Consider the following 24731-nt stretch of genomic DNA (forward strand, 5'->3'; position numbering starts at 1 on the left):
AGAGGTAACGTTACCTCTCCGCCGATACGTTCTTGGCGCCTTCAGGTGAGTGCGCGCTCGGAGTTGCGGTTAGCGTGACGAGACGCGGCGGTGCGTGCGCTCGCCACGGGGAGCTGATGCGCCCGGCGAGGACGTGCTGTACACGCCCTGCGAGCCCGATCGCCCCTGAGCAGAACGGCCTTGACCCGAGCGCGCTCCCGAGCGCCCCTGGCCAGAGCGGCTAGCGCCCGACTTCACGGCAGCAGGGCGGCCGGAACGGTCGCGCCGCGGAGCATCGTCGCGCTCTCCGCGACCAGAACTGCGCTGGCCGGAGCCGCGCCCACCGGCATCCTGACGCCCCTCGCGTGCCGCTCGCTTGCGTCGCGCGTTCGCACCCTGCGACTTACCGCCGCCCTGCTGCTGCACGGGCTTCGGCTGCGGCTTCACGTACGGCGCTTCCTCGCCCACAAGCTCGACGACGACGCGCGACTCGGCGGTCACCGTCTGCGGGGTCACCGTGATCGCCGCCTTGCGCAGAATCTTCTTGAGGTCGTCGCGCTGCACGGGGAGGCACACGGTCACAACAGTGCCCTCGCTGCCGGCACGCGCCGTACGGCCGGAGCGGTGCAGGTACGCCTTGTGCTCGACGGGCGGGTCAACGTGCACAACAAGCTCGACGTTGTCGACGTGCACGCCGCGCGCGGCGACATCTGTTGCCACGAGTACGCGCGCACTGCCGTCGCTGAAGGCCGCAAGGTTGCGGTCGCGCTGCGGCTGCGAGAGGTTGCCGTGCAGGTCGACGGCGGGAATTCCGGATGCCGTCAGCTGACGCGCCAGCTTCTTGGCGTGGTGCTTGGTGCGGGTGAAGAGAATGCGGCGACCACGGCCGGAGGCGAGCTTCTCGACGAGGGCCCTCTTGCCGTCAGCATCCTCGACAAAGAACACGTGGTGCGTCATGGCGTCGACGGGGCTGGTCTCGTCGTCGACCGAGTGCGTCACGGGCTTGTGCAGAAAGCGCTTGACGATCTTGTCGACGCCGTTGTCAAGCGTCGCCGAGAACAGCAGACGCTGCCCGTTCTCGGGTGTTGCCGCGAGAATGCGCGTGACGACCGGCAGAAACCCGAGGTCGGCCATGTGATCCGCCTCGTCGAGCACCGTGATCTCGACGGCGTCGAGGCGAACGTGGCCCTGGTTCATGAGATCTTCGAGACGGCCGGGGCACGCAACCACGATGTCGACGCCGGCGTTGAGCGCCTCAACCTGGCGGCGCTGGTTGATGCCGCCGTAGATCGTCGTGGTCTTCATGCCGTACGCCGCGGCGAGCGGTGCGAGCACGGCATCGATCTGCGTCGCGAGCTCGCGCGTCGGCGCAAGAACGAGGCCGAGCGGCCGGCCGGGACGGCGCTTGCCGCCGGCCAGATCTGTGCCGAGGCGCGCGACCATGGGAATCGAGAATGCGAGGGTCTTACCGCTGCCGGTGCGGCCGCGACCGAGCACGTCGCGCCCGGCGAGTGTGTCGGGCAGCGTGTCGATCTGAATCGGGAAGGCTTCGGTCTTGCCATCATTCGCGAGGGCAGACACGAGGGGAGCGGGCACGCCGAGCGCGCCGAATGTGTTTTCTGACATGGTGCCTTTCAGGCATCGAGATCCGCAGGTGATGCGGAGAAATGGCGAAGGCGCGGGATCGCGCATTCGTTCGCCGTATGAAAGTCATCGACCCGTTGCCGGGGAGAGGGAGCGTTCTACGACGCAAGGGGCATGACGTTGCCCGCAAGTGCACTCAGTCTAGCTGATGGATGCTGTGAGTCGCCGCCGCGCTCTCAATCGCTCTGCAGCTCGGGGTCGAACGCCCAACTCGGCGCCATGTCGCGCAAGCGGGAGCCACGCCACTGCCAGATGGCCCAGAGCGGATACCAGTACGCCGCGGCTGCCGGCCCGTGAAAGCTCAGTCGATCGCGCAGCAGCGTCCGGCCGGGTTCGCCGGGAGCGGGCGACACCGCCATACGGTGGTTCCAGCCGCGCAGGGCGCTGAGCGGACCGCTGGTTGGAGCGCCCGTGTCGCGCAGAATCTTCACGCCGCGGTGGCTCGTCTCGTCGTAGTCCAGGTCGATCAGCTGGCGCCCGAGCGGCACGAGTCCCGCGAACGACAGAGGTGCCTCGCGTGCGGTATTGCCCCACATGGTTTCGGCGCCCGTGTCGACGCTGATGAACGGAGCGTACAACTCCCGCATCACCGCGGGCGACCTCAGTGCCCGCCACGCGGCGGCGGCGTCAGTGTCGAGCACCAGCTTCAACTGCACGTACATGGCCCCAGTCTGCCTGCGCGTCGTCGGTTTCGGGTAGAAATAGCACATGGCGATTCGGTTCTGGCTTGGCGTGGTTCAGCGGGACCACGTGCGCGAGGCGGTTCGTCTGGGCATCGCTCAGCTCAATTACGGCAGCCGCGAGGCGATCAGCCGGCTCGGCGAAGCCGACGGTCTCGTCTACTACTCGCCGCGCGAGTCGGCGGATGGCGCACCGCTGCGCGCCTTCACAGCGATCGGGCGCGTTGCCGACGATGAGGTCTACTCGGCTGATCGTCGCGCCGACGCATCCGCTCGCCACTGGCGGCGCCGCATGGACTGGTACCGCCCTGCGATCGAAGCGCCGATTCGCCCGCTCAAACCCCACCTTGATCTCACCCGGTCCAGTCGCACCTGGGGCGTGAAGCTGCGTCCGGGCCTTGTCGAGCTCAGTCGTCACGATTGGGACGCCATTCGTCTCGCCATGCGCATGCCAGCGCCCGAGGATCGCCGTCCGCACGACCGCATCATCGCCGATGTCGTTCCCGAGCCGCGCGATGACCCGCGCTGGTATTGACGCGGTCGTCATACGGGGCAACACTCCGGATGCTGCCGCCGGCACAGGCCTAGGCTGGCGGCGTGAGCACAGAAGTTCAGCAGCAACAGCGGTATGAGGTTCGGTTCGAGTGGGGAAGCGCGGGGCTCGAGACCATCGCTGAGGGCGCTGGCGTCGTCATCGTTGCGCAGGGGATCGCCGACGGGCATCCGCTCTCGACGGAGATCGAGGCGCGCGGCCGCGCTCGGGCGAGCGAGTGGGTCGAGGATGCTGCTCGAGCAACGGGTGCGCGCGTGTACGCCGCCTCGCTGCGCAATCGCACGGCTGTCGCACAACGCGTTCTGCAGTTCCAAGTCGAGCAGGGCGACCGAGTGCGCGTCGCCGTCGTCGCCGAGACGGCATCTGAGCCGAACGGGTCGGGGTTCGCCGTTGACGCGTTGTTCGCGGGCGGTGCCATCGTCGATGCACTCGCTGCCGTCGGCATCGACTACGCCTCTCCCGAAGCCGCGGCGGCAAGTGCGGCGTTCACCGGGCTTGAGCGCGCCGTCGGCCACCTGTTCACGGCGTCCGCGGCGGGGCAGAAGCAGATCGCTGCTGGCCGTCGTGACGATGTTGTTGCCGCGGGCACGGTTGACGTGAGCGAGCTTGTCCCGGTTCTCGGAGCAGACGGCTACTGGGCAGCGGGCTGAGCGTTCGCCTCGGCCCTCGCTCGCTGCCTGGCTCGATGCTGCCGCACTTTGTGCCGGTTTCCGCAGCGCTGCATGGAGCACCAGCGCCGCGTTCCCGCGCGCGAGACGTCCAGGTAGATCAGCGAGCAGTCGTCGGCATCGCATGTGCGGATGATTCCGCCGCGCTCGCCGCCGAAGACGCTCACGGCGTCGCGCGCGATTGTCGACAGCGCTTGCCCTGCTCTCGGCATCGTTCGCCCCGCCTGCCGCGATCCGCCGTCGAGCCGCGGAGGAAGGTCGGGAGTCGCGGCATACAGATTGATGATGTCGATGTCGCGGCGCAGTGGGTTCTTCTGCGCAGCAGCGGTTTTCATGACATGCGCAATCGCTTCGCGCAGTGTGAGCGCGTCGCGCAGATCGCGTTCGTTCCCGGCAGACACGGTGAAGCGGTCGCTCAGCCATTCATCGAGGTCAGCCGAATTGACGAGCTGCTCCCAACTCGAGGCCAGGCCGTCGCCGGTGTCATCGTTCGGTCCGGTGTAGGCGAAATCGAGGCACAGCGCCCCGCTGTCGTACCACCAACGGGTGCCCTCTTGAGACTCGAGCCACTGCCCGGTCTCTGAAAGGCGTTCCCCCGAAATCACGCATTTACTCTATCCGGTCGCGTCGGGCCGCTTTGGTCCCTCGAAGAACCGTCACCGTGGCGGCGCCGTCGACTCGCGCACGACGAGCGACGTCGCGAGCTGAATGTGCATCGACGGCGGCGTTGCGCCGCGCGAGAGACTCAGCACGGTCTCCACGGCCATCGCACCCATACCCGCGAGCGGCTGATTAACTGTCGTCAGTTGGGGTGTCGCGCGCCGGGCGGCCGGAGTGTCGTCGAACCCCACGACCGACACGTCATGCGGTACGCCGAGCCCCGCTTCGCGTGCGGCCTGAATCACTCCGAGGGCGATCTCGTCATTGCCGCACACGAAGCCGCTCGGCGGATGTGCACGCGACAGCAGTGGCAGCGCGTTCTCGTATCCCGTCTGGAACGTGTAGTCACCGCTCACGATCAGTGACTCGTCGATGGTCAACCTCGCTCCTTGCATTGCGCTCGCGTATCCGTGACGTCGTTCAATAGACGGAATCGACCCCGAAAGGCCGCCGATCCACGCAATGCGCCGGTGCCCGAGGGTAATGAGGTGCTCGGTTGCGGTTCGACCACCCTCCCAGTTCGTGGCGCCGATGGAGACGACTCGGCTGTCTTTGGTATCGATCGGATCGATCATCACGATCGGAATGTTCATCGAATGCGCTGTCGAGATCATGGAATCCGACAGAGTTCCCGTAAGCATGATCACACCCGTTGCGTCCGCGAGTTCGGCAAGCCATTGCTCAGCGGACGCGACGTCGTCGTGCGTGTCCGTACGTCGAGCGAGAGTCACGACGAGGTCGACGCCCAGCGGATCGACGGCGCGCGCCATGCCGTCGACGATGCTCGCCGCGTATGCAGAGTCGAAGCCGTGAGAGGCAGCGACGATCGCTGGGCGTCGGTGTGGAGCTGTCTCGACGCTGCGGCGGTACCCCGTCTGCTTGATCGCATCGAGCACGCGTCTTCTCGTGCTCTCCGCGATTCCTTCGCGGTCATTGAGCACCTTGGATGCTGTCGCCGCTGAAACTCCCGCCATGTGCGCCACCGTGTGCAGCGTTGGTCGAGCTACCTCCATGCGACACCTCCCCTGAAACTATTTCGAGCCTATACCTCTGGCGAGACGTGCGGGGAGTACACGCGCGGGCCATTGTCCTGCGTAATTTGGTCTGCTAATCTCTCGAAACGACGCGGAAAGAACTGCGGAAATTGTTTCGAAGCGATACTCAACGATGAGAAAGGGCGAATCATGATCCGATCGCGAAGGAGACTGGCGCTCGGTACTGCGCTGCTGGCCACAGCCGCATTGACGCTGAGCGCATGCGGTACGAGCGGACCCGGCGAAAGCGCTGCCGGCGAGGCGAGCGCATGGGCCACCACCGGAAGCGTGCACGAACAAATCTGGAAGACGTCGTTCGAGAACTGGAACAGCGAACATCCCGATGCCGAGATCTCCGTCGAGTGGTTCAACAACGACGCGTACAAGGAGAAGATCCGCACGGCAATCGGCGCAGGTACCGGCCCGAGTCTGGTGTTCGGCTGGGGTGGCGGCACACTCGCCGACTATGTGGATCAGGGAAAGGTCGTCGATCTGACGGGCAAGGTGTCCAACCTCGTTGATCGTGTGCTTCCGTCCGTCGTGAAGAACGGCATGATCGGCGACAAGCTCTACGCTGTTCCCAACTCACAGAGCCAGCCCGTGGTTCTGTACTACAACACTGAGCTTTTCGACGAGGTCGGTGTCGACGTACCGAAGACGTGGAACGAACTGCTCTCGGCTGTCGATGCGTTCGTTGACGCAGGCGTGACACCGTTTGCCCTCGCCGGTGCGTCGAAGTGGCCGGAGTTGATGTGGATTCAGTACCTCACCGACAGGATCGGCGGATCCGAGGTCTTCGATGCTGTACTCGCAGGAGAAGAGGACGCATGGTCCGACCCGGCGATCATCGAAGCACTCGAGAAGATTCAGGAACTCGTTGATCGCGGCGCGTTCGGCGATGGCTTCGGTTCCGTCGTGGCCGATACCCGCGCAGACGCGGCCCTGCTGCACACGGGCAAGGCAGCGATGCTTCTGCAAGGCAGCTGGCTCTACTCGTCATTCCTCACAGACGCCCCCGACTTCGTGGAGCGCGGCGGTCTCGCCACGACGAGCTTCCCGACCATCGAGGGTGGTGCCGGTGATCCTGCCAACATCGTCGGCAACCCGGCCAACTACTGGTCCGTGAGCGCCGACGCATCGGAAGACGTGCAGGACACGGTCACCTCGTATCTCGACGAGATGGTGTTCTCTGACGATTACACCACCCAGCTCATCGAGGGCGGAGGGGTTCCGCCCGTCGCTGGCCTTGAAGAGGAGCTTGCGAAGTCGGACAACGCGGACTTCCTCACCTTCGCCTACGACTTGGTCAAGAACGCCCCGCACTTCCAGTTGTCCTGGGATCAGGCGCTGCGCCCGTCGCAAGCTCAGGAACTCCTGACGAACCTCGATCTCGTCTTCTTGAAGAAGTCGACACCGCAGCAGTTCGTTGACGCGATGAACGGGACGCTCTAGTGGTCACAACCGTCACCGAACGGTTGGTAGCGGGAGGAGCCACTCGGTCCGCGACGCGTGCGCGTCGCGGTCCGAGCCCGGTCATGGTCATTCCGGCCCTTGCGTTCTTCGCGGTTTTCGCTCTGATTCCGTTGGCAGGCGTCCTGGTTCTGAGCTTCATGAGCTGGGATGGGCTGGGAACGCCGACGTGGGCGGGCGTCGACAACTGGCTGCGTACGCTCACGTCGCCGGAGACTGGAAACGCGGCGTGGCTGAGCTTCGTTGTCATGGTCGCGAGCTGGCTCATCCAAGCGCCGATCAGTCTTCTGCTCGGAGTGTTCACGGCCGGTCACCAGCGCTACCGGGCCGTGCTTGCTGTGCTGTACTTTCTCCCGCTCGTGTTCTCGGCCGCAGCGGTGGCCATCGCCTTCAAATCACTCCTCGACCCGAACTTCGGCCTCGGCAGCGCTCTGGGAATCGACGCTCTCGCGCAGAACTGGCTCGGAGATCCGCAACTCGCCCTCGGCGTCGTGCTCTTCGTGATCGCGTGGAGTTTCATTCCGTTTCACACGCTCCTGTACCAAGCCGGCGTCAAGCAGATCCCGGCAAGCTTGTATGAAGCCGCGATGATCGACGGAGCGAGCGTCTGGACGAGATTCTGGTCGATCACGATCCCGCAGCTGCGGTACACAATCGTGACGTCATCGACGCTCATGCTCGTCGGCTCGCTGACCTACTTCGACCTGATCTACGTGCTCACGGCGGGAGGCCCAGGGAATGCAACCCGCATCCTTCCCCTGGACATGTATCTCGTCGGGTTCCGCAGCTTCGACATGGGGCGCGCGAGCGTCATCGCCGTCATCCTCGTTGTCGTCGGCCTGACATTGTCGCTCGTTCTCAACCGAATGAGCGGCGCCAACCGCATGGAGAGCCAGATGGAGGGCGCATGAGCGCGGTCAGAACACGCCCGAACGTCATCGGAGGGCTCCTCGGCTGGGTCTGGCTCGCCATCATCATCGTGCCGATCTACTACGTCGTCGTCACCAGCATCCGGGAACAGTCGTCGTTCTTCAGCGAGAACGCACTTCTTCCGCCGTCTGAACCCACGCTCGACGCGTATGTCACGGTGCTGCAGAACGATTTCGCCCTCTACTTCATGAACAGCGTGATCGTGACGGCGTCGACGGTTCTGGTCGTGCTCATCGTGTGCGTCATGGCCGCCTACTACGTGGTTCGCAGCAGAACGCGATTCGCGAAGAACTCGTTCGCGCTCATCCTTCTGGGAATCGCGATACCGCTGCAGGCGACGATCATTCCGATCTACTACATGATCACGCAGCTCCGCCTTTACGACAGTCTGCTTGCGCTGATCCTTCCGTCGATCGCCTTCGCCATTCCCATCACGGTGCTCATTCTCGTCAATTTCATGCGAGACATTCCCGGTGAACTTTTCGAGTCGATGCACATGGACGGTGCGGGTGATTGGCGGATGCTGCGCAGCCTCGTCGTGCCGTTGGCGAAGCCCGCGATCATCACCGTCGCGATCTACGATGGGCTCAACGTGTGGAACGGCTTCCTCTTTCCACTCGTTCTCACGCAAAGCGCCGACAAGCGGGTACTTCCGCTTTCACTGTGGGCGTACCAAGGTGAGTTCCAGATAAACATTCCTGCCGTGCTCGCCGCGGTGACACTGTCGGCGCTTCCGATCGTTGTTCTCTACGCGCTGGGTCGCCGGCAGCTCGTGAGCGGTCTCACAGCAGGATTCGGAAAATGACGGGAGACACAATGACCACACAACGACTGCGCGTCGGCATGGTCGGATACGCGTTCATGGGCGCCGCACACTCGCACGCGTGGCGCACAGCCCCGCGGTTCTTCGACCTGCCGCTGACGCCAGAGCTGACGGCGGTCGCAGGACGCAACGAGGCAGCGGTCCGCGAGGCTGCAGACCGCATGGGCTGGGAGTCGGTGGAGACCGGTTGGCGACGCCTCATCGAGCGCGACGACATTGATCTCATCGACATCTGCACACCGGGCGACACGCACCGAGAGATCGCACTCGCCGCGCTCGCCGCGGGCAAACACGTCATGTGCGAGAAGCCGCTGGCGAACTCCCTCGCCGACGCGGAGGAGATGGCGGATGCTGCTGCGCGCGCAGCCGAGCAGGGGGTCTTTGCCATGTGCGGCTTCACGTACCGCCGCACGCCCGCATTGACCCTCGCAAAGAGATTCGTCGAGGAGGGCCGGCTCGGCAGCATCCGGCATGTGCGCGCGCAGTACCTGCAAGACTGGCTGAGCGACGAGAACGCGCCTCTCACGTGGCGGCTCGATCGCGAAAAGGCGGGAAGCGGCGCGCTCGGCGACATCGGGGCCCACAGCATCGACATTGCGCAGTGGGTGACGGGGCAGCGCATCGAGGGAGTCTCGGCGCTGACCCACACGTTCGTGACCGAGCGGCCCGTCGGCGGCGATTTCGTCGGACTCGGCGGCCATGGCGATGCAGCGAATGCCGAGAAGGGCGCCGTGACCGTGGACGACGCCGCGATCTTCAGCGCGCGATTCGCCGACGGCGCGATCGGGGTGTTCGAAGCCACGCGATACGCGCTTGGCCGCAAGAACGCCATGCGGGTGGAGATCAACGGCAGCCGCGGCTCGGTCTCGTTCGATTTCGAGGAGTCGAACGTTCTCAACTACTACGATGCGACAGACGATGCCGAGGCCATTGGCTTCAGGCGCATCATCGTGACCGAGCCCGAGCACCCGTACGTGGGCAACTGGTGGCCGACGGGGCACGGTCTCGGCTACGAGCACGGCTTCACCCACCAGGTCGTCGACCTCGTCAACGACATCGCGGCAGGCAGGCAGCCCAGCCCGTCGTTTGCCGAGGCTGCCCAGGTGCAGCGGGTGCTGGATGCTGTCGAGCACAGCGCACAGAACGCGTCGACGTGGCGCACCGCATGAGATTCGAGAATCGAGAGGAAGAGCAATGACGCGTCCGATCACACTGTTCACCGGACAATGGGCCGACCTGCCGTTCGAGGAGGTCGCTCGCCTCGCCGGCGAGTGGGGATACGACGGCCTCGAGATCGCGAGCTGGGGTGACCACCTCGACGTTCGCCGTGCAGCATCCGACCCCGACTACGTGCGCAACCGCAGAGAGATTCTCGAACGCAACGGGCTGTCGGTGTTCGCGATCTCGAACCATCTCGTCGGGCAGGCCGTGTGCGACGATCCAATCGACGAACGGCACGAGGCGATTCTGCCCGCACACGTGTGGGGCGACGGCGACGCCGAGGGCGTCCGCCAACGCGCCGCTGAGGAGATGAAGCAGACGGCCCGCGCGGCCGCGGCCCTTGGCGTTGACGTCGTGACCGGCTTCAGCGGTTCGGCGATCTGGAAGACCGTCGCCGGTTTTCCGCCCGTACCGGATGGCATGATCGACGCAGGCTACCGGGACTTCGCCGATCGATGGAATCCGATTCTCGACGTGTTCGACGAGGTCGGCGTGCGGTTTGCCCTCGAAGTGCACCCATCAGAGATCGCGTACGACTACTGGACGGCGAAGCGCGCTCTTGAGGAGATCGGCGACCGTGAGGCGTTCGGCTTCAATTTCGACCCGAGCCACTTCGTGTGGCAGCAGGTCGACCCGGTGACGTTCCTGCTCGATTTCGCGCCGAAGATCTATCACGTGCACTGCAAGGAATCGGTCGTGCAGTTGACGGGAGGGCGAAACGGCCGTCTCGGCTCACACCTGCCGTGGGGCGACCCGCGGCGCGGCTGGGACTTCGTCTCGACGGGTCACGGCGACGTTCCCTGGGGTCCGATTTTTCGAACGCTCAACGCCATCGGGTATGACGGGCCGACGAGCGTCGAGTGGGAAGACGCCGGAATGGAACGGCTCGTCGGTGGCCCAGAAGCGCTGGAGTTCGTGCGCAACCTCGCGCGGATCAGTCCGCCGGACGCCGCTTTCGACGCCGCGTTTTCGCAGAAGAAGTAGCTCACAGAAAGAAGACAATCAGCAATGAGCAGTAATCGCAGACAAGCGCTCATCGTGCGCGGCGGGTGGGACGGCCACCAGCCGATCGAGACGACCGACAGCGTCATTCCGTTTCTCGAGAGCAACGACTTCGACGTGCAGGTGGAGGAATCGACGGGGGTATACACGGACGCCGAATTTCTGGCATCCGTCGATCTCATCGTGCAGACGAACACCATGAGCACCATCGCCGACGATGAGCTCGCCGGGCTCATCGGAGCGGTGCGCGGCGGCACGGGGCTCGCGGGCTGGCACGGCGGCATCGCGGACTCGTACCGCAACAGCGCAGATTACCTGCACATGGTTGGCGGGCAGTTCGCCCACCACGCGGCGAAGGCTCCGAAGAGCGAGCTCGCGGGGGAGCAGGCCGACAACTACCTCACGCACACGATCACCATCGTTCCCGAGCGCGCCGACCACCCGATCGTCGCGGGGCTCAGCGACTTCGAACTCACGACCGAGCAGTACTGGGTGCTCTCAGACGGCTACAACGACGTGCTCGCGACGACGACAGTCGCCGCCCGTGACTTCGACGCGTGGAACGAGCCCGTCACGACGCCCGCTGTGTGGACCCGCAAGTGGGGTCGCGGACGCATCTTCGTCTGCACCGCCGGTCATCGGCTCGAGGTTCTTGACGACCCGAACGTGCGCACGATCGTCGAGAGGGGACTCCTGTGGGCGGCACGCTGAACGCCGACCGAGGCGGTTCAGCAACCGGAGGCCCCCTGCGCATCGGAATCGTCGGCGTCGGCAACATCAGCGCGCAGTACTTCGCCGAACTGCCGCGGCACGCGGGCGTTCAGATCGTCGCCGTCGCCGATGTTGACCAGGGGCGAGCGGATGCTGTCGCCACAGAGCGCGGCGTCAGATCGCTGACCGTCGACGCACTGCTCGCGGACCCCGGCGTCGACCTCGTGCTGAACCTGACGATCCCTGCCGCTCACGCCGAGATCGCTCGACGCGCTCTTGAGGCAGGCAAGCACGTGTACGGAGAGAAGCCGCTCGCGCTCACCCCCGAGCAGGCGCAGCCCGTGCTCCAGCTCGCGCGAGACCGAGGACGCCGCGTGGGATGTGCGCCGGACACCGTGCTCGGCACCGGCGTGCAATCGGCGCGGCGCGCTCTCGACGACGGGCGCGTCGGGTCGCCCGTTGCAGCATCCGTTCACTGGAGCGCACCGGGCCACGAACTCTGGCACCCCTCTCCGGCGTTCTACTACCAGCCGGGCGGCGGGCCCCTGTTCGACATGGGTCCGTACTACCTCACGAGCCTCGTGACGCTGTTCGGGCCGGTGACGCGGGTCTCGGGAACCGTGAGGCGGTCGAACAGGCAGCGCACCGTCGCGACCGGAGCGCTCGCCGGAGAGCCGGTGCCCGTCGACGTCGACACGCACATCACGGCGCTGCTCGAGCACGCATCGGGGGTGACGGCGACGGTCACGATGAGCTTCGAGGTATGGGCGACGCGGGCCCCGCTGTTCGAGGTGTACGGCACGGAAGGCACGATCGCCGTTCCCGACCCCAATCATTTCTCGCAGACCGGCGAAGTGTGGACGCCCGAGAGCAGGCAGTGGATGCCGCTGGTCGACGCGGCGGGGTTCCGCGACGGCGGCCGTGGCATCGGCATCGTCGACCTCGCGGAGGCGATTGACGAAGGCCGGCCGCACCGAGCGTCTGGCGAGCTCGCGTTTCACGTGCTCGAGGTCATGGACGCGATTCTGCGCGCGGGCGCGGAGCACGCGGTCGTCGACATCGCGAGCACGGTCGAGCGACCGGATGCTGTCGCGCTGCGGTGACCGGGGCTAGCCCAGCACGTCGCGGAAGAACTCGAGGGCGTACTGGCGGTCGAGCGGTCCGCCGCCCTCGTGGCCGTTGTACTGCCACAGCGACATGCGCTTCGGCCCGCGCCACTCGTTGAACGCGCCGTAAATTGTCGACGGCGGGCACGTCGGGTCCATGAGGCTCGCCGAGAACAGCGTCGGAGCCACAGCCCGGCGGGCGAAGTTGACGCCGTCGAAGTACGACAGCACCTCGTGCACGCTCGCGACCTTGTCGCGATGCACGGCGAGGTAGCGGCCGATCTCCTTGTACGGATCGTTGTCGGTGATCACGGTCGCCCGGGGAAAATCGCACAGGAACGGAACGTAGGGCGCCGCCGCGGCGACGTCGGGAACCAGCCCGGCGACCGCGATGGCGATGCCGCCGCCCTGACTGCCGCCCGTGATCACCGTGCGTTCAGCATCCGTGATCTCGAGCTCGCGCGCGGTTTCAAGTGCGCGTACCGCGTCGGTGAAGACGCGGCGGTAGTAGTACGTGTCTGTGCTGTCGATGCCGCGCGTCATCATGCCCGGAATCTGCGGCCCCGTGCCATCGGGATCGGGAGTGTCACCGGTCGCCCAGCCCGCTCCCTGCCCTCGGGTGTCCATGAGCAGATGAGCGAAACCGGCAGATGCCCACATGAGGTTCTCGTGCAGGTGACCGCGGCCTCCGCCGTAGCCGATGTACTCGACAACCGCAGGCAGCGGCCCCTGTGCTCCCGCGGGCACACGCAGCCACGCGCGCACCGGCTGCCCCGCGTACCCCGAGAACGTCACGTCGTACGTGTCGATCGTCGTGAGCCCGGAGTCGACGAGCGTCAGGGCCGGAGCGGATGCCGCATCGCGGGCTTCCTGCAGTGTGCGACGCCAGAATTCGTCGAAGTGCTCGGGAACGGTCTGCGAGCTGCGATAGGCGACAAGGTCGGCCTCTGGCATATCAACGAACATCGATGGGCGTCTCTTTCTGCGTCGGTGCACGGTCGGATTCCTCAACAGTAGCGGCAGAGCACGCACCGCCTCGTTGTTTGTCGTTCGATTCGACAAATCGGTTGCGAAAGGCTTATCGAAGCGTTTAGACTCGTGCGCAACACAGCGCGTCGAAACGTTTAGACAAACGACGATCTCCCTCGATCGAGTTCGGCGTACACAGCCCTGGCGACCAGGGCCTTACAAGGAGGTAAACCGTGAAACGCCAATCGAAGGTGGCCACTGCAATCGCCGCCGTTGGACTGGGCGCGATGGTTCTCTCGGGCTGCTCAGCGGGAGCGAGCCACGACGAGGACACACTCGTGCTCTGGCACTACGAGAGCGCGGACAGCGCCATGGGCATCGCCTGGGCTGAAGCGATCAAGATCTTCGAAGAAGAGACCGGCGCAACCGTCGAGTTCGAAGAGAAGAGCTTCGAGCAGATCCGCTCGACAGCAAGCCAGGTTCTCAACTCAGACGAGGCGCCCGACCTGCTCGAGTACAACAAGGGCAACGCAACGGCTGGCCTGCTCTCGAGCCAGGGACTGCTGTCGAGCCTCGACGAGGCCGTCGAGAAGTACGGCTGGGACGAGAAGCTCGCGCCCTCGCTGCAGACGACCGCGATGTACAACGAAGACGGCATCATGGGCTCGGGCAGCTGGTACGGCGTGCCCAACTACGGCGAGTACGTTCAGGTGTACTACAACAAAGACATGTTCGCCGAGGCCGGACTCGAGGTGCCGACGACGCTCGACGAGTTCGAGTCGGTCATGCAGGCCTTTGCCGATCAGGGTGTGACCCCGCTCGCCGAGGCGGCAGCCGAGTACCCGCTCGGGCAGCTCTGGTACCAGCTCGCGCTGACCAAGGCAGACCGCGACTGGGTCGACGCCTACCAGCTCTACACGGACGACGTCGACTTCTCGGGTCCCGAGATCAGTTACGCCACCGAGACGATTCAGGACTGGACAGACAAGGGCTTCATCTCGCCCGACGCAACAGGGCTCAAGGCTGAAGACGCCGGAACGGCATTCATCAACGGCACATACCCGATCTTCTTCTCGGGCAGCTGGTGGTACAACCGTTTCACGACGGAGATGGATGCTGACTGGGGAACCTTCCTCTTCCCCGGTGCCGAGATGTCGCCCGGCTCGGCCGGGAACATGTGGTCTGTGCCCGAGAAGGCACAGAACAAGGAGCTCGCCTACGAGTTCATCGACATCACGATGCGCCCCGAGATTCAGGCGCTCATCGGCAACAACGGTGGCGTTCCCGTTGCGGCAGACGAGGCTGACATCACCGACGAGAAGAGCAAAGAGCTCATCGCCAACTTCAACACGCTGACGGAGCGCGACGGCATCGCCTTCTACCCCGACTGGCCCACCGCCACGTTCTACGACGAGCTCAACGCAGGGCTGCAGGAGCTGCTGAACGGCACGAAGGATGCCTCCGCAGTGCAGAAGCAACTCGGAGAGCAGTACCAGGCGGGCGTCGACGACATCGTCGGCTGAGCCGTACGGATGCTGCGGGGCGACGCCCCGCAGCATCCGGCCCCTCTTCTGCACACTGATTCGAAGGACTTCTCATGGCGACAACGGCTGCCGTTGCCCGTGCGCGCTCGCGCGACCGGCAGCGTGATCGCGCGCCCGAGGGCATGATCCCCGGCGCGACCTCGCGAACCTATTGGTTCTACCTGATTCCCGGTCTTGCCCTGCTCGCGGTGATCATCGTGATCCCGCTGTTCTGGAACATCTACCTGTCGTTCACCGACTACCGGGGAATCAAACCGCCCGAGTGGACGGGACTCGATAACTGGATCAAGCTCTTCGGCGATGAGACGTTCTGGACGTCGTTCATCAACTCGATCGCGATGATCCTCGCCATGGTCGTGGTGCCGACGCTACTCGGCCTCGTGCTCGCCGCCATGCTCTTCGACCTCATCGGGCGCAAGTTCGGCGGCAAGCTCGCGAGCTTCTTGCGCGCCACTTACTACCTGCCGCAGATCATGCCGTCGGTGATCGCCGCGATCGTGATCGGGTGGATTCTGCGGCCGCAGAACGGCGCGCTCAACAACGTCCTCGCCGCGATCGGACTCGGTGACCTGCAGCATAACTGGCTCGGCAGCCCGGACACGGCGCTCATCAGCATCATGGTGATCATGATCTGGGTGCAGCTCGGCTACCCGGTCGTGATCTTCATGGCGGCGCTGCAGCGCGTGGACCCCGAGCTGTACGAGGCGGCAGAGCTCGACGGCGCGAACTGGTTTCAGCGCTTCCGCGCCATCACCGCGAGCATCATCCGGCCCGAGATCTTCGTCGTCGTGCTCACGTGCACGATCGCCGCCCTCAAGGTGTTCGGTCCGGTCTACGCGCTCACGGGCGGCGGACCAGGCACCTCCACGATCGTTCCCGCGTACTACGCGTACAGCGAGTTCTTCCAGTCGCAGCAGGTCGGCTACGGCGCGACGATCGCCACAGCACTCACCGTCGTGATCGCGATCGTGAGCATTGTCTTCATCACCTTCCAGAACCGGCTCGAGCGCAAGGAGGAGCAGGTCTGATGGCCACAGAACTCGTGACAACAGGCAGGCGCGCTCCCATTCGCAGAGCGGGCAGCAAGAACCGCAAGACCGCGGGCGACTGGGTCGTTCTCGCCGTCGCGATCATCATCGGCTTCTTCATCGCCGTGCCGTTCCTGATGATCCTCATCAACTCGTTCAAGTCGCCCGAGGACTACAACATGTCGGGGCCGCTCGCGCTGCCGACCGAAATCTACACCGACGGGCTCGTGGCATTCTGGGAACGCGTGAACTTCCCTGAGAAGCTGTGGAACAGCATCTACATCTCGGGACTCGTCGCCGTGTTCGCCGTGCTGATCTCGATGTTCAACGCCTTCGCGCTCGGCATCGGCCGCATCAAGGGACGCACGTGGATCGTCGTGCTCATTCTGCTGGCGAACATGCTCCCGCAGGAGGTGCTGCTCTACCCGCTGTACTTCATGTTCAAGCAGATCGGGCTCTACGACAGCCAGTGGGCCGTGATCATCATCTTCACGGTGATCCAGTCGGCATTCGGCACGTACCTGCTCGCATCGGTGTACGGCACCTTCCCGAAGGAGCTGCTCGAAGCAGCATCCCTCGATGGCGCCAGCCGCTGGCGCATTCTGTGGACCGTCGTGTTTCCCATCTCGCGCCCGACGCTGAGCGTGCTGCTCATCTTCTTCTTCATCTGGACGTGGAACGAATTCCTCATTCCCCTCACGTTCCTGATCAGCAATGCGACGCAGACGGTGCCTGTCGCGATCACCGTGCTGCAGGGCGACCGGCTCATGGATGTGACGACGACGAGTGCGTCTGCGCTTCTCGGACTCATACCGACACTCATCTTCTTCCTCATCTTCCAACGCACCCTCACCAGGGGCATCACCGCAGGAGCAGTCAAGTAAATGAAGTTCACCGACGGATTCTGGCAGACCCGCCCCGGCGTCACAGCGCTCTACGCCCAGGAGGCGTATGACATCGAGCGCGTGGGGGAGTCGGTGCGCGTCACCGCACCCACGCGGGTGATCGCCAGGCGCGGCGACACGCTGAACCGCCCGGCGCTCACGGTGTCGCTGTCGAGCCCGCTCGCGGGCGTCATAGCGGTGCGCGTCGAGAACCACCTCGGTTCGGCGCACCATCGCGGGTTCGAAATGCCCGGTGCGGATGCTGCCGCGACGGAGATCCGCATCGATGACGTCGGCGGTTCGCTCACGAGCGGATCACTCACGGCGCGCATCGCCGCCGGAAGCCCGTGGAGCCTTGAGTTCGAATCGAACGGGCGCGTGCTCACGCGAAGCGGCGGAAAGTCGATCGGGCGCATGGATCTGGCACCGGATGCTGCCGTGGCAGCCGAGCCAGTCGGAGAAGTCGGTGCCTCGGCAGACGGCCGCCCCGCGGCATCCCGCTATCTTCACGCTCAGCTCTCACTCGGCGTGGGCGAGCTTGTCTACGGGCTCGGTGAACGGTTCGGCCCGCTGGTCAAGAACGGCCAGTCTGTCGACGTCTGGAACGCCGACGGCGGCACGTCGAGCGAGCAGTCGTACAAGAGCGTTCCGTTCTACCTCACCAACCGCGGCTACGGCGTGCTCGTCAACCACTCCGAACACGTGTCGTTCGAGGTGGGCAGCGAAGCTGTCGAGCAGGTGCAGTTCTCGGTCCCCGGCGAAGTTCTCGAGTACCTCGTAATCGATGGCCCGACTCCCGCCGACGTGATCGAGCGCTACACGCGGCTCACGGGGCGCCCGGCAGAGGTTCCGGCCTGGTCGTATGGGCTGTGGCTCTCGACGAGCTTCACGACCGACTACGACGAGAAGACCGTGTCGAGCTTCATCGACGGCATGATCGAACGCGACCTTCCCCTGAGCGTCTTCCACTTCGACTGCTTCTGGATGCGCGAGTTCAACTGGACCGATTTCGCGTGGGACACACGCGTGTTCCCCGACCCGGACGGCATGCTCGAGCGCTTGCACGGCAAAGACCTGCGCGTGAGCGTCTGGATGAACCCGTACATCGCCCAGCGCGGTGCAGCGTTCGAGGAGGCTGCTGCGGGCGATTACCTGGTCAAGAAGCCGAACGGCGACATTTGGCAGTGGGACATGTGGCAAGCGGGCATGGCGCTCGTCGACTTCACGAACCCCGACGCTGTCACGTGGTATCAGGGCAAGATCCGCGCGCTGCTCGAGCAGGGCGTTGACGCGATCAAGACGGACTTCGGCGAGCGGATTCCGACCGACGTCGTGTGGCACGACGGCACCGACCCTGCGGCGATGCACAACCTCTACACGCAGCTGTACAACAAGGCCGTCTTCGACGTGCTGGAGGAGTACCGCGGAAAGGGCGAAGCCGTACTGTTTGCGCGCTCGGCCACCGCGGGCGGCCAGCAGATGCCGGTGCACTGGGGCGGCGACAACTCATCGAGCTTCGAATCGATGGCCGAGACGCTGCGCGGGGGGCTCTCTCTCGCACTGAGCGGCTTCGGCTTCTGGAGCCACGACATCGGCGGCTTCGAGGGCATGCCCGACGCCGACGTGTTCAAGCGGTGGGTCGCGTTCGGGCTGCTGTCGAGCCACTCGCGCCTGCACGGATCGACGAGCTACCGCGTGCCGTGGCTCTTCGACGACGGCACAGAAGAGCCGGGGCAGAGCGCTGTCGACGTGACGCGCACGTTTGCGCAGCTGAAGAACCGGCTCATGCCGTACCTGCTTCAGGTGGGACGCGAAGCGCACGAGACCGGGCTGCCGTTCATGCGTCCCATGCAGGTGGAGTTCGCTGGAGATCCGTCGGTCGATCACCTCGACCGCCAGTACATGATCGGCTCTCAGATGCTCGTCGCTCCCGTGTTCAGCGCGGCGGGCGAGGTGCAGTACTACCTCCCGGCGGGCCGCTGGACGAACTTCTTCACGAACGAGACCGTCGATGGGGGCGCGTGGCGCGCCGAGACGCACGCGTTCGACAGCATCCCGCTCTGGATTCGCGAGGGCTCCGTGATTCCCCTCGGCGCGCGGTCTGATCGCCCGGACTACGACTACCTCGACGGCCTGACGCTCGCGGTGTATCCGACACAGGATGCCGGTGGCCGCGACGTCACCATCACCACTCCCGACGGAGGCGCCGCGGTGTTCCACGCGAGCTGGAGCGACTCCGGCGTGCAGGTGACCAGCGACGCTGAGGGGACATGGACGTGGCGAAATGCTGCCGAGTGAGTCCGTCGGTGTGATCTAAACTCCGACTGAGCGATCTGCGATTCGATGGGGAAATGGGGGACGGGTGGCGAACATCCACGATGTTGCGAAGGCAGCAGGGGTATCGATCAGCACGGTCTCGTATGCGCTGAGCGGGAAACGATCGATCGGCGAAGAGACGCGCAAGCGCATTCAGGATGCTGTGCGAGAGCTCGGCTATCGCCCGAACGCCGGCGCGCGCATGCTCGCGGGAACGAAGACGCACATCTTCGCCGTGACGGCTCCGCTGCACGCCGACACCTATGCCCCAGCACACATGGCGTTCGTGCTCGCCGTCACACAGGCGGCGCGATCGTTCGACTACGACGTGCTTCTGCTGACGGAGGATGAGGCGACGGCGGGCCTGCAGCGGGTCGCGGCGAGCCGGCTCGCCGACGGAATCATCGTTCTCGACGTCGCGAAAGACGACGAGCGCGCTCAGATGCTGCGATCGATCGGCCTGCCGTCGACGGTCATCGGAATTCCAGACGACACGCACGGCCTCGTCTGCGTCGACCTTGATTTTCGACAGGCGGCCGAGCTGTCGCTGACTCGTCTGGCCGAGCACGGGCACCGATCGATCGGCATGCTGGGACACCCGCCGCGCATCTACGAGCGCGGGTCGAACTTTCCTCATCGCTTTCGCTCCGGCTTCGTCGACGCCGCAGACGAGCTCGGCGTGCGCAGCGCCGTCGCGCTGCCTGGGCACGGGCCAGCGGGGGTGCGTGCTGCTCTCGACGAGCTCTACGCACAGCTTCCCGATATGACGGGCCTGGTCATGAACTGCGAAGAGCCGATTCAGACCTCCGCGCTCGACGAGCTCGCCGATCGCGGGGTGACTGTTCCCGACGACCTGTCTGTCGTATCGGCGTGCTCGAGTTTCGACACGTCGCGTTTCGCGCCTCCGCTCGACGTGATTCCGCTGGTCGCCGCGGACTCCTGCGTGCGCGGCGTCGAGCTGCTTGTTCAGCAGCTGACCGCAGAGATCGATCCGCACATCGAGCTTGTGCCTCCGCGGTACATCGAACGCGGGTCGGTCGCGACGGTTCGTGCGGTGGCGTCGTGATCGGCGCGCGCTGCGTCGTGACCACGGGACGAGACGCGATCCGGCCCGCATGCCGCGGCACGCATTAGAGTCGCAGTGTGGCAGTGCGCGGAAACAATCTCGATACCGTCAGACGGCATAATCTCTCGACGGTCGTCGGGCTCGTTCACCGCAGCGGCGGGCTCTCACGCTCACGGCTGACCGCCCTCACCGGTCTTAACCGGTCGACCGTCGCGGCGCTCGTCGCTGAGCTCGTCGAACTCGGACTCGCCGTCGAGGAGCTCCCCGAGGGAACGCGAACCGTCGGACGGCCCTCGCCGCTCGTGCGACCGCATAAGGATGCTGTCGCTTTCGCGGTCAACCCCGAGGTCGACGCGATCACGGTTGGCGTCGTCGGACTCGACGCCGTCGTGCGCTCGCACGTGCGCCGCGAGGTCGACGCCGCGCCGACGCCGGAAGAGGCTGTGCGCATCACCGCCGGTCTTGTCTCGGAGCTGCGCAGCGAGCTGCCCGATCGCGCCGTGATTCTCGGGCTCGGCGCCGCGGTTCCCGGTCTCGTTCGCAGCTCAGACGGCTGCGTGCGCCTCGCTCCCCACCTGGGCTGGGAGGACGTGCCGTTTTCGGCGATGCTCGCCGAGGCCACGCTGCTGCCGTGCTGGGTCGGCAACGATGCGAGCCTCGGCGCCGTCGCCGAGCGCAACTTCGGCGCAGGTGACGGCGTCTCGGACCTCGTATACCTCAACGGCGGTGCGAGCGGTATCGGTGGCGGAATGATCGTGGGCGGTGAGCTGCTCGGCGGCGTCGGCGGGTTCGCGGGCGAGTTCGGTCACACGCGCGTCGCCGGGGCGGCGGTTCCCGGTGCCACGCTCGAAGACGAAGTGAATCGAGCACGACTGCTCGACGTGCTCAACGTTCCCGCTGTCGACTCCGACCAATTGGAGCAGGCCGTTTTGTCTGCACTTGACGACGACGCCGTCGCCGAGATCGATAGGCAAGTCGACATGCTCTCGACAGCGCTGCGCAACACGATAAACATCCTCAACCCCGCCCTCGTGGTGCTCGGGGGCTTCCTCGGCGCGCTCTACGACGCTCGCACCGACGAGATGACGCGGCTTGTCGGGCTGCAGACGCTCGGCCCCGCCTTCGAAGACGTCGCCATCGCGCGTGCGGCGCTCGGCGACGAGATTCTGCTCATCGGCGCGGCGGAACTCGTCTTCGGCAGCGTGCTCGACGACCCGGCGAGAATCGTGAACGCTGTTCCACAGCATCCAGTAGAGTAGTCACTCTCGAATCGATTCGAGCGCTGGGCGGCTCGGGACCGCGCTCGACACCTCCATGCTCGGCCAAGGACTTCTGTGACTACTGTCGTGCACCCCGGAGACTCGCTCTCCGGACGTCAGCGCCTCGTCTACGTGCTCGTGCTCGGTGCCCTCACCGCGCTCGGCCCCTTTACGATCGACCTGTACCTGCCCGCGTTCCCCGTGCTCACGGAGGAGTTCGCTGTGCCGGACTCGGTGATTCAGCTCACCCTCACCGGAACGACGATCGGCTTCGCTGTGGGGCAGCTGTTCATGGGCCCGTGGAGCGACAAGGTCGGACGCCGGCTTCCGCTCATCATCGCCACGAGCGTGCACGTGTTCGCGAGCCTCGGGGCATCGGTTGCGACGGATGTCGTGACGCTCATGGTGTTCCGCGTGCTGCAGGGCGCGGGCGCGGCCGCAGGCGGCGTTGTGGCGATGGCGATGGTGCGCGACCTGTTCGGCGGCAAGCCTCTCGTGCGGATGCTGTCGCGACTCGCTCTCGTCAACGGGCTCGCACCGATTCTCGCTCCCGTGCTCGGATCGCAGCTTCTGTTGTGGCTTCCCTGGCGCGGCCTGTTCTGGTTTCTCGCTGTGTACGGGCTCATTGTCGTCGTGTGCGTCGCAGTCTTCATCATCGAGACGCTTCCCAAGGAGCGGCGCGTTGGCAAGGGACATGGAACGGTCGGTGAGCGCTACAAGAATGTCTTCGGCGACCGCATCTTCGTCGGCGTCGCGCTCATGGGCGCCATGAACTTCTCTGGACTGTTCTCGTATCTGTCGAGCTCATCGTTTCTGTTTCAGGAGATGTACGCGATGGATGCTCAGCAGTACGGCCTGCTGTTCGGGGCCAACTCCATCGGCGTGGTGATCGGCGTGCAGATCTCGTCGCGGCTCATGCGCTGGTACGGCCCGCAGTGGGTGCTGGCGACGACGACCATCGTGCAGATGCTGTCGGCCGCGACGATGTTCATTCTCGCGTTCACAGGCGCTGGCCTGATCGGCATTCTGATTCCGCTGTTCTTCTACATCATGTCGTGCGGGTTCACGTTTCCCGCTGTGCAGGTTCTCGGGCTCGTCAACCACGGGCATGAGGCGGGCACCGCAGCATCCCTTCTGGGTGCTCTCAACTTCGGCGTCGCGGGCTTGACCTCTCCGATCGTCGGTGCCCTCGGCGTGAGCACGCAGTCGATGGCCGGCGTCATGATCGCAACGGCCGCCATCGCGATCACGGCGCTCTGGATCATCGTGCGCCCGCGTTCGGTCCCTCGATTGAGCGACTGACCCGCGCACAGCACGACGCCCCCGCCGCGAGGGTGGCGAAGGCGTCGAGCCGATCGCGACGTGTCAGGCGTCGCGACGTTTGGTGAGAATCGCTCCGGCGATGAGACCGACCACGATCCACGCGGCGAAGATGACGATCGACCAGGTCTGATCGAGAACCAAGAGACCGTCGCCATCGAAGCCAGGGGCCGGTGCAGGACCGGCACCCTCACCCGTGTACTGGTAGAGAGCAGCCCCGACCGAGCCGGGCAAGATCGTGGCGATGTTCGCCGCCCAGGCCGCACCCGTGAAGCTGTAGACAATGTTGATGCCGACGGGCAGCACGAACAGCAGACCGACGGCGGCCGCGATTCCTCCCGCGGAGTTGCGCAGGATCGCGCCGAGCGAGAACGAGAGCAGCGCAATGAGCGCGAGATAGGCAGCCGAGCCGACGAGCGGGATCAGCACGTCCGGGTTGCCGAGCTCTGGAACGATCTTGTTGGCGGCGAAGATGGGAAGCGACACGGCAAGGGCTGCGGCGATCGAGATGAGACCCACGACGAACGTCACGACCGTGAGCACGAGGCCCTTCGCCGTGTACGCGCTGAGACGCTTCGGTGCCGCCGTGTACGTGGTGCGGATCATGCCCGTCGTGTACTCGCCACTGATGATCAGCACGCCGAGCACGGCGGCGATGAGCCCCGTGAAGTTGCCGCCGATCGTCAGGTACTGGGCGACCATGTTGTTCTGGGCTGTTTGCGGCAGAGCATCGTTTTCGATGTTTGCCGAGAGCGCCATGAGCACGCCGAACCCGGCCGTTCCGAGAATGATCAGAACATAGCACCAGACGGTCGAACGCAGACTGCGCAGCTTGATCCATTCGGAACGAACGAGTCCGGGAAATGACAGGCGGATGCTGTCGAGAGCCCGGGGAGCGGGAGCGGTTGCGGTGGTCATCGGACTTCCTCCGTGCGGTACTCGACCGCATCATTCGTGAGTTGCAGGTAAGCGTCTTCGAGCGACGCGTTGACGGGCGTGAGCTCGTGGAGCACGAGACCGTGGGACGCTGCGGACTCGCCGATCTGCCTTGCGTCGAGACCGGTCACCTCGAGCAGACCGTTCTCGCGCGATGTCACCGTGACGTCGGGGCCGGCGACGACGCGCGCGAGGTCGGCGGGCTGCGGCGTGCGCACGTGCACGAGGTTTCCCGTGGACGCGGCGATGATGTCGGTCATCGGAGCGTCGGCGATGATCTTGCCGCGACCGAGCACGATCACGTGATCGGCCGTCTGGGCCATTTCGCTCATGAGGTGCGACGAGAGAAAGACCGTGCGCCCCTCGTCGGCGAGCTGACGCGTCAGTCGCCGCACCCACAGCACGCCCTCGGGATCGAGACCGTTGACCGGCTCGTCGAGAATGAGCGTGTGCGGGTCGCCGAGCAGTGCAGCGGCGATACCGAGACGCTGGCCCATGCCGAGCGAGAAGCCTCCGACGCGCTTCTTGGCGACAGACCCGAGGCCGGTCATCTCGATCACCTCGCCCACGCGCTTCTTCGAGATTCCGTGCGTCGCGGCGAGGGCGAGCAGGTGGTTCTGCGCCGTTCGCCCGGTGTGCACGGCCTTGGCTTCAAGCAGCGCGCCCACCTCGTGCAGCGGTGCCTTGCTGTCCCGGTACTGGTGGCCGCCGATCGTCACCGACCCACTCGTCGGCCGGTCGAGTCCGACCATCATGCGCATCGTCGTTGACTTTCCGGCGCCGTTCGGCCCGAGAAAGCCGGTGACGATGCCGGGCCGGATCGCCGCCGTGATGTCGTCGACGGCGAGCTTCGTGCCGTAGCGCTTGCTCAGATGCTGTATTTCGATCATGATTCCACGTTAGAGACGCCGGCGCCGTTGCCGCGTCC

At 65.3% G+C, this 24731-nt stretch carries 23 protein-coding genes; 16 read left to right on the forward strand and 7 right to left on the reverse strand.

The window, feature by feature from the left end; all coding sequences use genetic code 11:
- Positions 1 to 69: 69 nt before the first annotated feature.
- Complete coding sequence (locus ATJ78_RS07175; protein WP_098406967.1) at positions 70 to 1605, reverse strand: DEAD/DEAH box helicase; 1536 nt, start codon at positions 1603 to 1605, stop codon at positions 70 to 72.
- A gap of 194 nt (positions 1606 to 1799) precedes the next feature.
- Positions 1800 to 2285: a hypothetical protein gene (locus tag ATJ78_RS07180; protein WP_098406968.1), complete on the reverse strand. Its 486-nt coding sequence runs from the start codon at positions 2283 to 2285 to the stop codon at positions 1800 to 1802.
- Between the two features lie 46 nt (positions 2286 to 2331).
- On the opposite strand from ATJ78_RS07180, the gene ATJ78_RS07185 reads away from it, so the two are divergent.
- Both ATJ78_RS07185 and ATJ78_RS07190 read left to right on the forward strand, forming a co-directional pair.
- Entirely contained in the window at positions 2332 to 2838 is a 507-nt protein-coding gene (locus ATJ78_RS07185; protein ID WP_098406969.1) for an EVE domain-containing protein, read from the forward strand.
- 62 nt (positions 2839 to 2900) lie between these two features.
- The gene (locus ATJ78_RS07190; RefSeq protein WP_098406970.1) at positions 2901 to 3506 is read left to right on the forward strand and encodes a 2-phosphosulfolactate phosphatase; all 606 of its coding nucleotides are present in this window, start codon (positions 2901 to 2903) and stop codon (positions 3504 to 3506) included.
- Here the strand turns inward: ATJ78_RS07190 and ATJ78_RS07195 are convergent.
- Entirely contained in the window at positions 3488 to 4129 is a 642-nt protein-coding gene (locus tag ATJ78_RS07195; RefSeq protein WP_245836241.1) for a CGNR zinc finger domain-containing protein, read from the reverse strand. The genes ATJ78_RS07190 and ATJ78_RS07195 overlap by 19 nt on opposite strands.
- 51 nt (positions 4130 to 4180) lie before the next feature.
- Positions 4181 to 5197: a LacI family DNA-binding transcriptional regulator gene (locus tag ATJ78_RS07200; RefSeq protein WP_098406971.1), complete on the reverse strand. Its 1017-nt coding sequence runs from the start codon at positions 5195 to 5197 to the stop codon at positions 4181 to 4183.
- Between the two features lie 171 nt (positions 5198 to 5368).
- Here ATJ78_RS07200 and ATJ78_RS07205 point away from each other — a divergent pair, with 171 nt between their 5' ends.
- From ATJ78_RS07205 to ATJ78_RS07235, 7 genes are all read left to right on the forward strand, one after another.
- The gene (locus ATJ78_RS07205; RefSeq protein ID WP_098406972.1) at positions 5369 to 6670 is read left to right on the forward strand and encodes an extracellular solute-binding protein; all 1302 of its coding nucleotides are present in this window, start codon (positions 5369 to 5371) and stop codon (positions 6668 to 6670) included.
- A gap of 83 nt (positions 6671 to 6753) precedes the next feature.
- On the forward strand, positions 6754 to 7599 hold the full coding sequence (locus tag ATJ78_RS07210) for a carbohydrate ABC transporter permease (RefSeq protein WP_098406973.1): 846 nt from the start codon (positions 6754 to 6756) through the stop codon (positions 7597 to 7599).
- On the forward strand, positions 7596 to 8423 hold the full coding sequence (locus ATJ78_RS07215) for a carbohydrate ABC transporter permease (protein ID WP_098406974.1): 828 nt from the start codon (positions 7596 to 7598) through the stop codon (positions 8421 to 8423). Before ATJ78_RS07210 ends, ATJ78_RS07215 begins: the two co-directional genes overlap by 4 nt.
- A gap of 11 nt (positions 8424 to 8434) precedes the next feature.
- Positions 8435 to 9610, forward strand: coding sequence for a Gfo/Idh/MocA family protein (locus ATJ78_RS07220; RefSeq protein ID WP_098409266.1), 1176 nt, complete (start codon positions 8435 to 8437; stop codon positions 9608 to 9610).
- A 25-nt stretch (positions 9611 to 9635) separates the two neighbouring features.
- Positions 9636 to 10646 carry a sugar phosphate isomerase/epimerase family protein gene (locus ATJ78_RS07225; protein ID WP_098406975.1) on the forward strand — a complete coding sequence of 337 codons (1011 nt, stop codon included), beginning with the start codon at positions 9636 to 9638 and terminating at the stop codon, positions 10644 to 10646.
- 24 nt (positions 10647 to 10670) lie between these two features.
- A complete protein-coding gene (locus tag ATJ78_RS07230; protein ID WP_098406976.1) occupies positions 10671 to 11375 on the forward strand; it encodes a ThuA domain-containing protein in 705 nt (234 codons plus the stop codon).
- Positions 11360 to 12478 carry a Gfo/Idh/MocA family protein gene (locus ATJ78_RS07235; protein ID WP_245836242.1) on the forward strand — a complete coding sequence of 373 codons (1119 nt, stop codon included), beginning with the start codon at positions 11360 to 11362 and terminating at the stop codon, positions 12476 to 12478. The genes ATJ78_RS07230 and ATJ78_RS07235 overlap by 16 nt, the downstream gene beginning before the upstream one ends.
- Positions 12479 to 12484: 6 nt before the next feature.
- Here the strand turns inward: ATJ78_RS07235 and ATJ78_RS07240 are convergent, their stop codons facing one another.
- Positions 12485 to 13447, reverse strand: coding sequence for an acetylxylan esterase (locus ATJ78_RS07240; protein ID WP_098406977.1), 963 nt, complete (start codon positions 13445 to 13447; stop codon positions 12485 to 12487).
- Between the two features lie 290 nt (positions 13448 to 13737).
- Here ATJ78_RS07240 and ATJ78_RS07245 point away from each other — a divergent pair, with 290 nt between their 5' ends.
- The 7 genes from ATJ78_RS07245 (at position 13738) to ATJ78_RS07275 (ending at position 22849) form a co-directional block, all read left to right on the forward strand.
- Positions 13738 to 14973 carry an ABC transporter substrate-binding protein gene (locus tag ATJ78_RS07245; RefSeq protein WP_098409268.1) on the forward strand — a complete coding sequence of 412 codons (1236 nt, stop codon included), beginning with the start codon at positions 13738 to 13740 and terminating at the stop codon, positions 14971 to 14973.
- Positions 14974 to 15116: 143 nt separating this feature from the next.
- Entirely contained in the window at positions 15117 to 16022 is a 906-nt protein-coding gene (locus ATJ78_RS07250; RefSeq protein WP_098409269.1) for a carbohydrate ABC transporter permease, read from the forward strand.
- Complete coding sequence (locus ATJ78_RS07255) at positions 16022 to 16906, forward strand: carbohydrate ABC transporter permease (protein WP_098406978.1); 885 nt, start codon at positions 16022 to 16024, stop codon at positions 16904 to 16906. Before ATJ78_RS07250 ends, ATJ78_RS07255 begins: the two co-directional genes overlap by 1 nt.
- Positions 16907 to 19204 carry an alpha-xylosidase gene (gene yicI / locus ATJ78_RS07260; RefSeq protein WP_098406979.1) on the forward strand — a complete coding sequence of 766 codons (2298 nt, stop codon included), beginning with the start codon at positions 16907 to 16909 and terminating at the stop codon, positions 19202 to 19204.
- A 64-nt stretch (positions 19205 to 19268) separates the two neighbouring features.
- On the forward strand, positions 19269 to 20288 hold the full coding sequence (locus ATJ78_RS07265; RefSeq protein WP_098406980.1) for a LacI family DNA-binding transcriptional regulator: 1020 nt from the start codon (positions 19269 to 19271) through the stop codon (positions 20286 to 20288).
- A 77-nt stretch (positions 20289 to 20365) separates the two neighbouring features.
- Positions 20366 to 21547 (forward strand): ROK family transcriptional regulator, encoded by a 1182-nt coding sequence (locus tag ATJ78_RS07270; RefSeq protein WP_098406981.1) that lies wholly within the window; start codon positions 20366 to 20368, stop codon positions 21545 to 21547.
- A gap of 75 nt (positions 21548 to 21622) precedes the next feature.
- Positions 21623 to 22849 carry a multidrug effflux MFS transporter gene (locus ATJ78_RS07275; protein WP_098406982.1) on the forward strand — a complete coding sequence of 409 codons (1227 nt, stop codon included), beginning with the start codon at positions 21623 to 21625 and terminating at the stop codon, positions 22847 to 22849.
- A gap of 63 nt (positions 22850 to 22912) precedes the next feature.
- Here the strand turns inward: ATJ78_RS07275 and ATJ78_RS07280 are convergent, their stop codons facing one another.
- Together ATJ78_RS07280 and ATJ78_RS07285 are read right to left on the reverse strand one after the other, a co-directional pair.
- Entirely contained in the window at positions 22913 to 23785 is an 873-nt protein-coding gene (locus ATJ78_RS07280; RefSeq protein ID WP_098406983.1) for an ABC transporter permease subunit, read from the reverse strand.
- Positions 23782 to 24693 carry an ABC transporter ATP-binding protein gene (locus tag ATJ78_RS07285; RefSeq protein ID WP_098406984.1) on the reverse strand — a complete coding sequence of 304 codons (912 nt, stop codon included), beginning with the start codon at positions 24691 to 24693 and terminating at the stop codon, positions 23782 to 23784. Before ATJ78_RS07285 ends, ATJ78_RS07280 begins: the two co-directional genes overlap by 4 nt.
- Positions 24694 to 24731 lie beyond the last annotated feature (38 nt).

Source organism: Paramicrobacterium agarici (assembly GCF_002563955.1).
GTDB classification, from domain to species: domain Bacteria; phylum Actinomycetota; class Actinomycetes; order Actinomycetales; family Microbacteriaceae; genus Paramicrobacterium; species Paramicrobacterium agarici.